The organism is Noviluteimonas gilva (assembly GCF_009740395.1).
Lineage (GTDB): Bacteria > Pseudomonadota > Gammaproteobacteria > Xanthomonadales > Xanthomonadaceae > Noviluteimonas > Noviluteimonas gilva.
On record NZ_WOXT01000001.1, the window covers coordinates 957,093 to 971,372 of the forward strand.

Annotated in this window: 11 protein-coding genes and 1 pseudogene; 10 read left to right on the forward strand and 2 right to left on the reverse strand. The window is 66.9% G+C overall.

Annotated elements, in window-relative coordinates; all coding sequences use genetic code 11:
- A complete protein-coding gene (locus GN331_RS04355) occupies positions 1 to 2,253 on the reverse strand; it encodes a carbohydrate binding family 9 domain-containing protein (RefSeq protein ID WP_156640624.1) in 2,253 nt (750 codons plus the stop codon).
- 161 nt (positions 2,254 to 2,414) lie between these two features.
- Here GN331_RS04355 and GN331_RS04360 point away from each other — a divergent pair, with 161 nt between their 5' ends.
- The 5 genes from GN331_RS04360 (at position 2,415) to GN331_RS04380 (ending at position 7,362) form a co-directional block, all read left to right on the forward strand.
- Positions 2,415 to 2,969 carry a porin family protein gene (locus GN331_RS04360; RefSeq protein ID WP_156640625.1) on the forward strand — a complete coding sequence of 185 codons (555 nt, stop codon included), beginning with the start codon at positions 2,415 to 2,417 and terminating at the stop codon, positions 2,967 to 2,969.
- A gap of 140 nt (positions 2,970 to 3,109) precedes the next feature.
- Positions 3,110 to 5,059 carry a M1 family metallopeptidase gene (locus GN331_RS04365; protein WP_156640626.1) on the forward strand — a complete coding sequence of 650 codons (1,950 nt, stop codon included), beginning with the start codon at positions 3,110 to 3,112 and terminating at the stop codon, positions 5,057 to 5,059.
- Positions 5,060 to 5,063: 4 nt separating this feature from the next.
- The gene (locus GN331_RS04370) at positions 5,064 to 6,035 is read left to right on the forward strand and encodes an alpha/beta fold hydrolase (RefSeq protein WP_156640627.1); all 972 of its coding nucleotides are present in this window, start codon (positions 5,064 to 5,066) and stop codon (positions 6,033 to 6,035) included.
- Complete coding sequence (locus GN331_RS04375; RefSeq protein ID WP_156640628.1) at positions 6,032 to 6,760, forward strand: hypothetical protein; 729 nt, start codon at positions 6,032 to 6,034, stop codon at positions 6,758 to 6,760. The genes GN331_RS04370 and GN331_RS04375 overlap by 4 nt, the downstream gene beginning before the upstream one ends.
- A 134-nt stretch (positions 6,761 to 6,894) precedes the next feature.
- Positions 6,895 to 7,362: an aminoacyl-tRNA deacylase gene (locus GN331_RS04380; RefSeq protein WP_156640629.1), complete on the forward strand. Its 468-nt coding sequence runs from the start codon at positions 6,895 to 6,897 to the stop codon at positions 7,360 to 7,362.
- A 66-nt stretch (positions 7,363 to 7,428) separates the two neighbouring features.
- On the opposite strand, the gene GN331_RS04385 is transcribed toward GN331_RS04380, so the two are convergent.
- Positions 7,429 to 8,361, reverse strand: a complete 933-nt coding sequence (locus tag GN331_RS04385) for a carbohydrate kinase family protein (protein WP_156640630.1) — start codon at positions 8,359 to 8,361, stop codon at positions 7,429 to 7,431.
- Positions 8,362 to 8,581: 220 nt separating this feature from the next.
- Between GN331_RS04385 and GN331_RS04390 the strand changes: the two genes are divergently transcribed.
- From GN331_RS04390 to rodA, 5 genes and pseudogenes are all read left to right on the forward strand, one after another.
- The gene (locus GN331_RS04390; protein WP_156640631.1) at positions 8,582 to 9,628 is read left to right on the forward strand and encodes a rod shape-determining protein; all 1,047 of its coding nucleotides are present in this window, start codon (positions 8,582 to 8,584) and stop codon (positions 9,626 to 9,628) included.
- A gap of 29 nt (positions 9,629 to 9,657) precedes the next feature.
- A pseudogene (gene mreC, locus GN331_RS04395) lies at positions 9,658 to 10,659 on the forward strand (rod shape-determining protein MreC); the annotation flags it as partial.
- Positions 10,659 to 11,144, forward strand: a complete 486-nt coding sequence (mreD, locus tag GN331_RS04400; protein ID WP_156640632.1) for a rod shape-determining protein MreD — start codon at positions 10,659 to 10,661, stop codon at positions 11,142 to 11,144. The pseudogene mreC and the gene mreD, both read left to right, overlap by 1 nt.
- 10 nt (positions 11,145 to 11,154) lie before the next feature.
- Complete coding sequence (gene mrdA / locus GN331_RS04405) at positions 11,155 to 13,074, forward strand: penicillin-binding protein 2 (protein WP_156640633.1); 1,920 nt, start codon at positions 11,155 to 11,157, stop codon at positions 13,072 to 13,074.
- Positions 13,071 to 14,183 carry a rod shape-determining protein RodA gene (gene rodA, locus GN331_RS04410; protein WP_156640634.1) on the forward strand — a complete coding sequence of 371 codons (1,113 nt, stop codon included), beginning with the start codon at positions 13,071 to 13,073 and terminating at the stop codon, positions 14,181 to 14,183. The genes mrdA and rodA overlap by 4 nt, the downstream gene beginning before the upstream one ends.
- Positions 14,184 to 14,280: the final 97 nt, after the last annotated feature.

A 14,280-nucleotide genomic window follows, 5' to 3' on the forward strand; every position in this document is an offset into this window, starting at 1 on the left:
TCAGCCTGGTTGCCAGGCGTAGCTGATCTTCAGGAACAGGCTGCGCGTGTTGGTGAACATCTCGCGCACTTCGTCGTCCTCGAAGCCGCCTTCCGAATAACCGGCGTACAGCGCACTGCGCGGGTTGAGCTTGTACGAATACAACAGCTGCGCGGCCACGTCGCTGGAATGGCGCAGCACCGGCACGTCGTACAGCGCCGCATCGCGATCGATGTCGCTGCTCTGCACCGACAGGCGCACGCGCTGGCGCGGATCGAACTGCCAGCTCAGGCGGCCGTCCAACACGCGTGCGTCGAATGCCGTGCCGCCGTCGCGACGCAAACGCTGCAGCGTGTAATTCACGTTGAGGTTGATGCCGCGACCGATGTCGAGTTCGACGAACGGCTCGACGTCGAACAGATCGCCCGTCTTCGAAGCGAGCAGGTCGAGCGCTTGCCCGTCCTTGAAGAAGCTGCCGACCTTGATCGCCGAGACCGGCACGACTTCGAAATAGAACGTGCCCCACTTCTCGTCGAACATCTGGCCGTTCCAGAAGCGCGAGCGCGTGAGGCCGCCGAGTTCGTAATAGCCCTGGTGCGATGCGCGCGCCGACAGGTAACCCTCGATTTCCCGTTCCAGCAACTGTCCGTCGAAACGGTGCGTGATATCCCAGTCGCCATTGAATTCGATGCGGCTGACCGTCGATCCCTTCGGCAGGAACCACGTCCGGCCACCGCCGAGCAGCTGCTTGTCGTAACCGACCTGTGTGATGAAGCCCAGGTCCGCGCGGAAGCCGTCGTCGACGTCGTAATGCTGCGCGTTGAAGCGCCAATTGCGGCTGCTGTAGTTGTACTTGAGGAAGAGCGCGTCGCCCTTGGGCGCGGTGTCGCGCAACGCCAGGCCATCGGGATACACCGAATCGCTGCCCAGCCATTGGCCGATCAGCGTGTGCTCGTCCTTCTGGTAACGCGCGTCGACGCCGCCGACCGAATTGCGATAGCCCTCGCCCGAGCGATACGTCGCGATCGCGCCGACGCTGGTGTACGCATCGAGGTCATAGCGATAGCGCCCGACGAAATCGTCCGCGGATTGCTCGAGGAAGCGGAATGACGAACCCAGCGGACCCGGCACGAGCAACTGCGTCGTCGCATCGCGCGCGAGGATCGCGCCGTAGGCCTGCCCACCGTTGCGGCCCGTGACGCGCAAGCCGCCATCGGGATCGGCGATTTGGCGCGTGTAGAGCACCTGCAGGGGCGTGGTGAAGTAATCCGCGCCTTCCAGGAAGAACGGGCGCTTCTCGGGGAAGAACAGCGCGAAGCTCGTGTTGAGGTCGAGCTGCGCCTGGTCGGTTTCGACCTGCGAGAAATCGGGGTTGAGCGTCGCGTTGAGCGTGAGGTTCGGGCTCGGTGCCCAAGCCACGTCGACGCCGGGTTCGAAATCCGTGCCCTCGTTGGTCCAAGGGGCGCGGGGGCCGGCGCGCTCTTCGGCGTGGAGCATCGTGAGCGTCGGCGTGATCTCCAGGTTCTTGCCCTGCTTCACGCCGACGAAGCCATCGACCTTGTCGAACGTGCACGTCAGGCACTTCGAACCACGCTCGACGCGGTTGCTGAAGTATTGGTAGCGGAAATCGCGCGGACGGATGCGCAGGAACGTCGCGCCCCAGCGGCGCGTGCCATCGGTGTCGCGGAAGCGCAGCGTTGCGAACGGGATGCGGATCTCCACGTCGTAACTGTGTTCGGTCACCTTCGCGGCGCTCTCCCACAAACCATCCCAGCTGTCGTCCTCGGTGTTGGTCGACTCTTCCTTGATCAGGTCGGCCTGCACGCCGAAGGGATTGACGAAGAATTCGTACGCGCGGCGCTGGTCGTCGAACGTGTCGAGCATCACGCCGACGAAGTCGTCGCTGTACAACGCATCGCGGTCGCGCAGGAATGCGCGCAGCTTCGACGGATCGGGATCCTCGGCGTGGAAGGCGATGAGCAGCGCATCGTCGGTGTAGGCCATGCGCGCGGTCGTCTTCACCGGCGCGGGCGTGTTGTCGTTCGGCGTGACTTCGAATGCGAGGTCGATCGGCGTCGCCGTGGTCCATGCCGCGTCATCGAGCACGCCGTCGACGACGATCTCCGAGGTCGCGCGCGGAATGTCGCGCACGACCGTTTGCGTCGCGGGCGCGGCGGGAGACGCGGTTTGCGCAAAGGTGGGCGTGGCCGCGACAAGCACGGCAAGGGACAGCAGGGCGCGCCGGAGCGGGCCGCACGAAGGCATCACAGGCATGGGCGCGGAGCATGGCGATTCGCGTCGAGAAGCGACCGTGCCGGAAGTCGGGGCGCGAAGGCGTTGCGTCCCGCTGCGCACCGTGCCTCACCAAAGGCCGATGGAGCGTGCGCGGGTGCGGCGTGCAGCATCGCCCGCACATCCCCATGAGGTTCAACGCAATGCATCGCTCCTGGTTCGCCTTCGTCCTGCTCGCCGTAGCGCCTTTCGCCGCCAGCGCCAGGGACATGCTGTCCTACGACTACGTCGAGGCCGGCTACGTGCGCTCCGATTCCCGCGCCGATGCCGATGGTTGGGGCGTGACCGGATCGGTGTCGGTCGACACGCGCTTCAACCTGTTCGCCAGCTACGTCGACCAGAACTCCGACCGTTTCCAGAGCGCCGACCTGCGCCAATGGTCGATCGGCGCCGGGTTCCACCACTCGGTGCGCGACCACGTGGACCTCGTCGCGCGCCTGGCCTGGAACTCGGTCGACACCCCGCAGGTGAAGGAACGCAACGGCATCTCCGCCGAAGGCGGCGTGCGCGCCGCGATGGGCGAACGCTTCGAGACCTGGGCGCTCGCCGGCTATGGCGACGTTGATGCGGGCAACGGCGAGTTCTACGGCCGGGTGGGCGCCCAGGCGAAGTTCGGCGACCGCATGGGCCTGGCCGGCGACGTGAAGTTCATCAGCGGCGACACCCAATGGTTCGTGGGGCCACGCTTCAGCTGGTAACCCAACCGTCGCTGTCTCCCCCGTGAAGCCCGGCACTTGCCGGGCTTCCGCGTTTCCGGAACCTTTGCGCGCTCGTACGCCGCCGCGGCTAATATCGGCCGCCTTGCGCCCCATTTCGGTCCACGGAGAACGCCTTTCCCATGCGCCACACCCCGCTGATGCTGTCCCTGGCTGCCGCGCTCGCGGTTTCGGCCTGCGCGAAGAACGAAACCCCCGCGACCCCGGCCACGCCCGCCGCGTCCTCGACCGCCGCCGCCGCCCCCGCAACGCAGGCCGCCGCCGTGACCGATGAACACTCCTTCTCGCAGCCCGGCAAGGTCCGCACGACCGACCTCGCGCTCGACCTCGCGCTCGACTTCGCCAAGAAGACGCTTTCGGGCACCGCGACGTACACGCTCGACTGGCTCGATCCGACCGCCACGCAGCTCGTGCTCGACACGCGCGACCTCACGATCGCCAAGGCCGAAGGCCTGGGCGCCGACGGCAAGTGGGCGCCGCTGCAGTTCAAGCTCGCCGACACCGCCGACAAGGTGCTCGGCACGAAGCTGACGATCGAAACGCCGGAGCGCCCCAAGCAGGTGCGCGTGACGTACACGACGTCGCCGAACGCTTCGGGCCTGCAGTGGCTCGAGCCGTCGATGACGGCGGGCAAGAAGCAGCCCTTCATGTTCAGCCAGTCGCAGCAGATCCACGCGCGTTCGTGGGTGCCGTTGCAGGACACGCCGATCGTGCGTTTCTCCTACACCGCGCACGTGACCGCGCCGAAGGATGCGATGGTGCTGATGAGCGCCGACAACGATCCCAAGGCCGCGCGCGACGGCGACTACAGCTTCAAGATGCCGCAGAAGATCCCGTCGTACCTGCTCGCGATCGCGGCGGGCGACCTGGTCTTCCAGCCGATCACCGACAAGGCCGGCGTGTGGGCGGAACCGGGCACGGTGAAGCCGGCCGCGACCGAATTCGCCGACACCGGCAAGATGATCGACACCGCCGAGAAGCTGTACGGCCCCTATCGTTGGGACCGTTACGACATCCTCGTGCTGCCGCCGTCCTTCCCGTATGGCGGCATGGAAAATCCGCGCCTGACCTTCGCCACGCCGACCGTGATCGTCGGCGACAAGTCGCTCGTCTCGCTGATCGCGCATGAGCTCGCGCACAGCTGGTCGGGCAACCTGGTGACGTTCTCGACCGCGAAGGACGCCTGGCTCAACGAAGGCGTGACCAGCTACGTCGAGAACCGCATCGTCGAAGCGCTCTATGGCAAGCCGCGCTCGGACATGGAGCTGGTGATCAACCGCAACGAGTTGAAGGCCGAGTACAACGAAGAAAACACGCCGCTGCAGAAGCTGGCCGGCAAGCCGGGCGAGCTGAAGGATCCGGACGACAACCTCAGCTCGACGGTCTACACCAAGGGCGCGTGGTTCATGCAGTTCCTCGAACAGCGCTTCGGCCGCGAAAACTTCGACGCGTTCCTGCGCGGTTACTTCGACCACTTCGCGTTCCAGTCGATCTCCTCGCAGCAGTTCGCCGATTACGCGAAGGCCAACCTGCTCGACAAGTACCCGGGCAAGGTGACGCAGGAGGAGTTCGACCAGTGGCTGTACGAGCCGGGCGTTCCGTCCGATGCGCCGCAGATCGCTTCGCCGACGTTCGATGCGATCGACGCCGCGCGCAAGGCCTTCCTGGAAGACGGCACGCTGCCGTCGTCCGACGCAACCGGCAAGTGGACGACGCAGGAGTGGGTGCACTTCATCGAAGGCATGCCCACCACGCTCAACCTCAAGCAGATGGAAGCGCTGGACGCGGCCTACAAGTTCACCGGCACGCCGAACGGCGAGATCGCGCAGCGCTGGTATCCGCTCGCGGTGCGCAGCGGTTACACGCAGGCCAACGAAGCGATCTCCGCGTTCCTGCAGAAGATCGGCCGTCGCAAGCTGATCATGCCGACGTACAACGAGCTGGTGAAAACGCCGGAAGGTTTGAAGCTCGCCGAAGCGACCTTCGCGAAGGCCAAGCCGGGCTACCACCCGATCACGACGGGCTCGGTGCAGGCGGCGATCGACGGCGCGAAGTCGAAGCCCGCCCAGTAAAACGATGACGCGACGTCGCCAAGTCGCCCTCGCGGCCGCCCTCGTGGCGGCCGCGTTGCTTGCGTTCTTCGCGTACGTGATCGTCGCGCCGGATGCGTTGATCCGCATGGAGTTCGCGCGCCAGCGCCACGACGCGACGCTCTCCCGCGAAACGCGCGAAGTCGCGGGCCATCGCTGGGTCTACGCGTATCGCGAAGCGAAGACACCCGACGCGCCGACGATCGTGATGGTGCACGGCTTCGTCGGCGGCAAGGAAAACTTCTATCCCCTCGCGCGCGCGCTCGCCGGCAAATATCGGCTGGTGATTCCCGATCTTCCGGGGTGGGGCGAAAGCCAGCGCGTGCCGAACGAAAACTACGGTTTTCTCGCGCAAAGCGAGCGCCTCGCCGCCTTCATTCGCAACGTCTCGCCCGGCGAGCCTGTCGTGCTCGTCGGGCATTCGATGGGCGGCGGCATCGCGGCGCTGGTTGCTGCGGGCCATCCGGAGCTGGTGTCGCGTGTTGCGTTGATCGACGCGGCCGGCGTGCGCTTCGACGACAACGTCTTCGGCGCGGACGTCATCGCCGGTCGCAACCCTTACGCGGTGAACGATCGCGCGAGCCTGGATCGTTTCCTCGCCACCGTCTTCCATGTCGAAGACGCCAAGCCGTGGTTGCCTTGGCCCGCCGACAAGGCCTACATCGCGCGGCGCACGCGCGATGCGGCGTTCGAACAACAGGTACTCGGCGCGATCGGCCGCGGCCCCGAACGCTTCTTGCCGGGCAATGAAGCCGCGCGCATCCAACAGCCCACGTTGCTGCTGTGGTGCCGCCAGGACACGGTGATCGATCCGAGCGCGCTCGCGCTGTACGCTGCGCGCATCCCGCAGGCGAAGGGCGTGTTGCTCGACGATTGCGGCCACATGTCGATCATGGAGCGGCCCGAAGACGTGGCCATCGCCATCGACCAACTCATCGAACGAGGCCTGCCCCGATGAACGCCCGCATTGGCTCCACGCTCGCCGTCGCCCTGTTGCTCGCCGCCTGCGGCCCGAAGGACGATCCGCAGGCCGCCGCGAAGGCCGCGGCCGCCGAGTCGGCGCGCGTCGAACAACTCGCGGTCGGCAAGGAAAAGGAATTCGAGGATGCGTTCGCGCGCAGCGATTGGAAACTCGCGCGCGGCTACGGCGATTCGCTGCAGATGGACTATCCGAATTCCGCAGCGGCCAAGCGCATCCAACCGAAGCTCGACGTCGCGCGCGGGCATATTCGCGATGAAGAAAACACGCGTCGCCTCGCGGCCTTGTGGGCCTATCAAACGCAACCGGCGAAGGGCGGCACGCAGATCTCCGCGGCGATCTATTCGAAACAGGAAGTCGACACCGGCGGCGGCAAGCGCCCCGTGCGCCTGATCTTCCGCGACCACCCGGAATGGGGGAAGAGTGCGTATCTCGTGCTCGAGAAAGGCGATTTCGATTGCTACGCCGGTTGCAAGGTGAAGGTGACGATCGACGACGGCAAGCCCAAGTCGATGGCGGCCTCGCGCCCGAAGACCGACGAGGCGATCGCGATGTTCATCGAGGACGAGGGCGCGCTGTGGCGCATGGCGCAGCAGGCGAAGACGGGCCTGTCGATCGACTTTCCCGTGAAGGCCGGCGGCCTGCGCACGGCGGTGTTCGAAACCGGTGGCGCGGACAAGAGTCGCCTGCCGAAGTGGCGTTGATGCGCTATCCGACGAACGCTCACGCCGCTTAACGCCGCCGGGATTAAGCTTTCGGAAACGCGCGACGCAGGATGCGCGCGCAGTCCACCCAAAGCGGCGCCGCCGCGGAGCGGTGCGCCGGAGCGGAGGCGACCATGCTGTCACCGCGCCTGCACAATTATCTCGACCAGCAACACTCCAACTATTCGACGATGGTGCACGACCGCACCGTCACCGCGCACGAGACGGCAAGCGCGGCGCACGTCAGCCGCCAGTTGTTCGCCAAGACGGTGATGCTGAAAGTCGACGGCACGCTTGCGATGATCGTGATGCCCGCGGCGTATCGCGTGGACCTGACGCGCCTGTCGCGCGCGATGGGCGGCCGCCTGGCGGAGCTCGCCGAGGAAACCGAATTCAAGGACGCGTTCCCCGATTGCGAAGTCGGGGCGATGCCGCCGTTCGGGAATCTTTACGGCATGCCGGTGTTCGTCGATTCGCGCCTGGCCTCGCAGCACGAGATCGCGTTCAACGCGGGCACGCACACCGATGCGGTGCGCATGCCGTACAAGGAATTCGAGCGGTTGGCGCAACCGGAATTGCTGTGGCTTGCGCACGTGATGTAGTGCGCCGCCGTTTTATCCCCCTCAATCGCGCTTTGCGCGATTGATCCCCCTTGGAAAGGGGGATGGTTACAGGGCGTAGCCGAATTGCTGGCGGAATTGCTCGCTGAAGTCGGCGTAGTCGAAGCGCTGGTTCTGCGTGCCCGGGTGTTCGACCTTGAGCGCGCCCATCAAATTGCCGATGCGACCGATCGTCATCCAGTCCGCGCCCTTCTCGATGCCGAAGATCAGGCCCGCGCGGAACGCGTCGCCGCAACCGGTCGGATCGGTGACGCGGCGCTCGTGCGCCGGCGGCACGTCGAAGGATTTGCCCGGCGTGTGGATCTGCGCGCCCTGCGGGCCGCGCGTCACGATGTAGGCCTTCACGCGCGAGACGATGTCCTTCTCGTTCCAACCCGTGCGCTCCTGCAGCAGGTTGGATTCGTAATCGTTGACGGTGACGTAGTCGGCGAGCTCGATGAAGTCGCGCAACTCCTGGCCGTTGAACAACGGCATCGCCTGGCCCGGATCGAAGATGAAGGGGATATTGCCTTCGGCGAATTCCTTCGCGTTCTGCAACATGCCTTCGCGGCCGTCGGGGCTCACGATCCCGAACGTCACGCCCGGCACGTCCTTCACGTGGTTCTCGTAGCTGCGCATCATCGCGCCCGGATGGAACGCGGTGATCTGGTTGTTGTCGTGGTCGGTGGTGATGAACGCCTGCGGGGTGAACAGCTCGTCGATCACCTTGACCTGGTCCAGGCGGATGTCCTGCTCGATGAACCACTCGCGGTACGGGCCGAAGTCCTGGCCGACGGTGGCCATCGGGATCGGATCGCCGCCCAGCAGCTTGAGGTTGTAGGCGATGTTGCCCGCGCAACCGCCGAACTCGCGGCGCATCCGCGGCACCAGGAACGAGACATTCAGGATGTGCACCTTGTCCGGCAGGATGTGGTTCTTGAACTGGTCGGGGAACACCATGATGGTGTCGTAGGCCAGGGAACCGCAGATCAGGGCGGACATCGGGAAACCTTCTTTGGGGCTGGGCGGGGCTCGCAGGGCGCACAGGGTAGCGGCAGCTTGCCCCCAAGGCCATCGCGCGGTTTTGCGGACCCCGTCGAATTGCCTGAAATCCCCGGAAAAAACGCGCACTCCGCGCTTGCTGGGGGGCAGGGGGAAGGATAGTCTAGCGACCCTTCGCGGCACGATTCGTGTGCCGCCCGCACGCAGGCGATTCCCCCGAATGTTCAAGTTCCTCGGCCGCTACTTCTCCAGCGACCTGTCCATCGATCTGGGCACGGCCAACACGCTCATCTACGTTCGTGGGCAGGGCATCGTGCTCAACGAGCCCTCCGTCGTCGCGGTGCGACAGGATCGGATGGGCGGCGGCACCAAGACGGTGGCCGCGGTCGGCACGGAGGCCAAGCAGATGCTGGGCCGCACCCCGGGCCACATCACCACGATCCGCCCGATGAAGGACGGCGTCATCGCCGACTTCACCTACACCGAAGAAATGCTCAAGCACTTCATCCGCAAGGTGCACAAGTCGCGCCTGCTGCGCCCCAGCCCGCGCGTGCTGGTGTGCGTGCCCTGCGGTTCGACCCAGGTCGAGCGCCGCGCGATCAAGGAATCGGCCGAAGAAGCCGGTGCCCGCGAGGTCCACCTGGTCGAAGAACCCATGGCCGCCGCCATCGGCGCCGGCATGCCGGTGACCGAAGCCTGCGGCTCGATGGTCGTGGACATCGGCGGCGGCACGACGGAAGTCGCGGTGATCGCCCTGAACGGCATCGTGTACTCGCAGTCGGCCCGCATCGGCGGCGACCGCTTCGACGAGGCGATCATCGCCTACGTGCGCCGCACGCAGGGCATGTTGATCGGCGACGCGACGGCCGAGCGCATCAAGCTCGAGCTGGGTTGCGCCTACCCGCCGAAGGACGTGCGCACGATGGAGATCTCGGGCCGCCACCTCGCCGAGGGCGTGCCGAAGATGATCACCATCACCTCCAACGAAGTCCTGGAAGCCCTGCGCGAGCCGCTCGCCGGCATCGTCGCGGCGGTGAAGCAGGCGCTGGAGCAGACCCCGCCGGAACTGTGCGCCGACGTCGCCGAGCGTGGCATCGTGCTCACCGGTGGTGGCGCGCTGCTGCGCGACCTGGATCGCCTGCTGACCGAAGAAACCGGCCTGCACGTGCAGGTGGCCGACGATCCGCTGACGTGCGTGGCACGCGGCGGTGGCCGCGCGCTCGAAATGCTCGACATGCACGGCAACGAGTTCTTCGCGCCGGAATAAGCGCCAACCGAACACACCACACCGCCATCGTGCCGTCCTACGCCGGTCCTGCAGCTGCCCGCCCCGGCGAGATCGTCGGCACGCTTCGGCTGCTGGCGTATCTGGCCGCGGCCTTCGCGTTGATCCTGCTGGATCATCGCGGCGGCTGGCTGTCGCAGGTGCGCCAACAGGCGCAGGCCTTCGTGCAACCGATGTGGGCCGTGGCCGGCTGGCCGGGCGCGGTGATCGATTCGATCAGCGACGACGCCGGCACGCGTAGTTCGCTCATCGAGGAAAACCGTCGCCTGCGCAACCAGATGCTCGTCGACAGCGCGCGCATGGCACGCCTGCAGGCCGCCTCCGCCGACAACGATCGCCTGCGCCGCATGCTCGGCGTCGTGCAACGCGGCGGCCTGGACGTGCAACTCGCGCCGATCCTCGACATCGACCTCGACCCCACGCGCCAGCGCCTCGTGCTCGATGCCGGTAGCGGCGACGGCGTGCGCATCGGCCAGGTCGTCATCGATGCCGGCGGCGTCGTCGGACAGGTCATCGCCACCACCGCCATGCATTCCACCGCCTTGTTGCTCACCGATCCCGACCACGCCGTGCCCGTCGCCGTGATGCGCAACGGCGTGCGCCTGGTCGCGTACGGCACCGGGCGCAGCGATCGCCTCGCGCTGGCGAGCATTCCCTTGTCGAGCGACGTGAAAGTCGGCGATGTCGTCGTCACCTCGGGCCTGGGCAAGCGGTTCCCGGCGGGCTTCCCCGTCGGCACGATCTCCGCGCTGCGGCCCGACGACAGCCGCGCGTTCCTCGTCGGCGACGTCACGCCCGCCGCGCAACTCGATCGCGGCCGCGACGTGCTGCTGCTGCGTAGCGCACCCGAACGCCCGGTGATCGGCCCCGCATCGGCGAGCACCGCACCCGCGAATCCGGCGAGCGTCGCCACGCCCGCATCGGTCGTCGTTCCCGCGAAGACGGGCACGCAGGCGCGCGCATCCGCCGCGCCGACGCAACCCGCTCCCGCCACCACGCAGGCCCGCCGCCCATGAGTCGCGAACGCGCCGCCTGGGTCCTGCCCGTCAGCATCGTCGTCGCGCTGGTGCTCGGGCTGCTGCCGCTGCCGCCGGCGATCGCGCCGCTGCGGCCGTACTGGCTCGCGCTCGCGCTCGCTTACTGGGTGCTCGAAGAACCCGATCGCGTGGGCCTGGGTTTCGCATTCGTCGTCGGCCTGATCGCGGACCTGTGTTTCGGCAACCTGCTCGGCGAACAGGCGCTGCGCCTGACGATCCTCGCGTTCATCCTGCAGCGCTTCCGCGCGCGCCTGCGGTTCTTCCCGTTGTCGCAGCAGGCACTGGCGATCGGCGCGCTGTTGCTCAACGATCGCATCGTGACCACCGCGCTCCACCTCGCGCTGGGCGAAGCGTTGCTGCCGCCGCTGTCGTGGGTGGCGCCGGCGATCGGGATGGTGCTGTGGGCACCGTTGTTCCTCTTGTTCGACACGCTGCGCCTGCGGGCGTGGCGCAACCGCTGAAGGCCGTCGCATGCGCCGCCGCCAGCTGAAGAATGCATTCGCCGAGGCGATGCAGTTCCGCACCCGCGCGCTGGTCGCGTTCGCGGCGGTCACGCTTGCGTTGCTCGGCCTGGGCGGCTGGTACTTCCGACTGCAGGTGCTCGAACACGACGAATACGCCACGCGCTCGGAAGCCAACCGCATCAAGCCGCGCCCGGTCGTGCCGGGCCGCGGGCTGATCCTCGATCGCAAGGGCCGCGTGCTCGCGGAAAACGTGCCGGCCTTCCGCCTCGACGTGGTGCCCGACGAAGCGGGCGACACCAAGCAACTGATCGCCAATCTTTCGAAGATCGTCGCGCTCGATCCCGAAGACATCGAACGCTTCGACGTCGAACGCAAGGCCCGCCACGGCTGGCGCGCGATCACGCTGAAGATGCGCGTGGGCGAAGAGGAAGCCGCGCGCTTCGCTGTCGACCGCTGGCGCTTCCCGGGTGTCGAACTCGTCCCCTATCTCAACCGCCGCTATCCCTACGGCCCCGAGCTCGCGCACATCATCGGGTACGTCGGCCGCATCGACCAGGCGGACCTGGCGAAGATGGGCGAGGTGGACGCCGCGCTCACGCACACCGGCAAGACCGGGCTGGAGCGCTATTACGAGGAGGCGCTGCGCGGCAAGGTCGGCTACGAAAAGATCGAAACCAACGTCGAAGGCCGCGCGCTACGCCGCCTCGGCCAGGTGCCCGCGGTGCCGGGCGCGGACCTGCGCCTGTCGATCGACTTGGATCTGCAGACGGCGATGGTCGCCGCGTTCGAGGACCACGACGGTTCGGCGGTGGCGATCGACCCGCGCACGGGCGAAATCCTCGCGATGGTGAGCCTGCCGTCGTACGACCCGAACCTGTTCGTCAACGGCATCTCGCACGCCGACTACAAGTCGCTGATGGACGATCCGTCGCGGCCCTTGTTCAACCGCAACGTGCTCGGTGGTGGGCCGCCGGGGTCGACGGTGAAGCCGCTGATCGCGCTCGCGGGCCTGGACAGCGGCCTGCGCCGTCCGGAAGACGCGGTGTTTTCCACCGGCGAATTCCACATCCCGGGCCAGCGCCGCGGGTATCGCGATGCGCACGGCGGCGCGGGGTGGACCGACCTGCGCAAGTCGATCGCCGCGTCGGTGAATTTCTACTACTACAAGCTCGCGTACGACATGGGCATCGATCGCTTCTCGATGTACATGCACAAGTACGGCTTCGGCGCGCCGTCGGGCATCGACCTGGCCGGCGAGACCAGCGGCATCGTGCCGTCGCAAGAGTGGAAGCAGAAGAATTCGAAAGAGAAGTGGTATCCCGGCGAGACGGTGATCGCGGGCATCGGGCAGGGCTACTGGGTGGCGACGACGTTGCAGCTCGCGCGCGGTGTCGCGGCGATCGCGAACGGCGGACGCCTCGTGCGCCCGCACCTGGCCGCCGCGCGTCGCGATGGTTACGACACGCCGTGGCTGCCGATCGTGCAGCCCGAAGCGCCGCGCATCACCGACAATCCCGCCAACCTGCGCGCCGTGCAGGAAGGCATGATGGGGACGATGCAGCCGGGCGGCACGGGCTTCAGCCTCGTGCGCGGCGCGCCGTACCTGATGGCGGGCAAGACCGGCACCGCGCAGAAGATCAGCCGTCGCGGCGGCGCGAGCGTCGATCCGCACCAGTTGCCGTTCCATCTGCGCCACCAGGCCTTGTTCGTCGGTTACGCGCCGGCGGACAACCCGACGATCGCCGTGGCGGTCGCGGTCGAGCACGGTGGCTTCGGCGCGAGTACCGCGGGCCCGATCGCGCGCAAGATCTTCGACGCCTACCTGCTCGGCAAGCAGCCCGAAGTCGCGCCGACCACGCAGGTTCCGGTCGCCGCCGCGGCGACGCCGGCGCCGACCTCGACGCCGCCTCCGGCACCGGCGCGATGAACGCGATCCTCCGCATCGGCGTGGATCTCACCGGGCGCGTCCTGCGCACGGTCGATCTGTGGCTGCTCGGCGCGCTGCTCGCGTTGATGGGCATCGGTCTGGCGGTGCTGTACAGCGCGGGCGCCGAAACACCGAGGCTCGTCCTCGCGCAGGCTGCGCGCTTCGCCGTGGGCCTGGCCGCGATGTGGGGCCTGTCGCGCATTCCACCCACGCGCCTGCGGCACTGGTCGCCGATGGTGTACGGCATCTCGCTGCTGCCGCTGTTGCTCGTGCTCGCCATCGGGCAGGGCAAGCACGGTAACCACTGGATCAACCTGGGCTTCTTCTATTTCCAGCCCTCGGAAGTGATCAAGCTCAGTCTCCCGATGATGGTCGCCTGGTTCCTGCAGCGCGAACCGTTGCCGCCGAATGTCCGCGTCGTGCTCATCTCCGGCGTGCTGATCGCGGTGCCGCTGGGATTGATCCTGATGCAGCCGGACTTCGGCACCGGGATGCTCGTTGCGTCGAGCGGCGTGTTCGCGCTTTTCCTCGCGGGCCTGTCGTGGTGGTGGTTCGTCGCCGCGGGTGTGGGCGCCGCCGCGGTCGCACCGGTCGCGTGGTTCTTCATGCTTCGCGAGTACCAGAAGGAACGCATCCTCACCTTCCTCAACCCCGAATCCGATCCGCTCGGCGCAGGCTGGAACATCATCCAGTCGAAGATCGCCATCGGCGCGGGCGGCATGACGGGCAAGGGTTGGGGGCAGGGCTCGCAATCGCACCTGGACTATCTGCCCGAGCACACCACCGACTTCATCTTCGCGGTGCTGAGCGAAGAGTTCGGCTGGATCGGCGTGGCGACGGTGCTCGCGCTGTATCTGTTCGTGATCGGGCGCTGCCTGTGGATCGCGGCCGAAGCGCGCGATGGATATTCACGCTTGCTCGCCGGCGCGCTGGGCCTGTCCTTCTTCGTCTACGTGATCGTCAATGGCGGCATGATCTCCGGCATGTTGCCGGTGGTCGGCGTGCCGATGCCGCTCCTGAGTTACGGCGGCACCTCGGCGGTCTCGCTGCTGGCCGGATTGGGCCTGGTGATGGCGGTCGGCGCGCATCGTCCGCGCCACACGACGTGAAGCAAAGCGGGGAATAGGGAATAGGGAACAGGGAACACGGACAACGTTGATGTACGACGCATCAACTATTCCCCATTCCCCATTCCCTATTCCCCGC

Coding starts and splice junctions, on each gene's coding strand:
- GN331_RS04355 (WP_156640624.1), bottom strand. CDS start 2,253: ATGCCTGTGATGCCTTCGTGCGGCCCGCTCCGGCGCGCCCTGCTGTCC.
- GN331_RS04360 (WP_156640625.1), top strand. CDS start 2,415: ATGCATCGCTCCTGGTTCGCCTTCGTCCTGCTCGCCGTAGCGCCTTTC.
- GN331_RS04365 (WP_156640626.1), top strand. CDS start 3,110: ATGCGCCACACCCCGCTGATGCTGTCCCTGGCTGCCGCGCTCGCGGTT.
- GN331_RS04370 (WP_156640627.1), top strand. CDS start 5,064: ATGACGCGACGTCGCCAAGTCGCCCTCGCGGCCGCCCTCGTGGCGGCC.
- GN331_RS04375 (WP_156640628.1), top strand. CDS start 6,032: ATGAACGCCCGCATTGGCTCCACGCTCGCCGTCGCCCTGTTGCTCGCC.
- GN331_RS04380 (WP_156640629.1), top strand. CDS start 6,895: ATGCTGTCACCGCGCCTGCACAATTATCTCGACCAGCAACACTCCAAC.
- GN331_RS04385 (WP_156640630.1), bottom strand. CDS start 8,361: ATGTCCGCCCTGATCTGCGGTTCCCTGGCCTACGACACCATCATGGTG.
- GN331_RS04390 (WP_156640631.1), top strand. CDS start 8,582: ATGTTCAAGTTCCTCGGCCGCTACTTCTCCAGCGACCTGTCCATCGAT.
- mreD (WP_156640632.1), top strand. CDS start 10,659: ATGAGTCGCGAACGCGCCGCCTGGGTCCTGCCCGTCAGCATCGTCGTC.
- mrdA (WP_156640633.1), top strand. CDS start 11,155: ATGCGCCGCCGCCAGCTGAAGAATGCATTCGCCGAGGCGATGCAGTTC.
- rodA (WP_156640634.1), top strand. CDS start 13,071: ATGAACGCGATCCTCCGCATCGGCGTGGATCTCACCGGGCGCGTCCTG.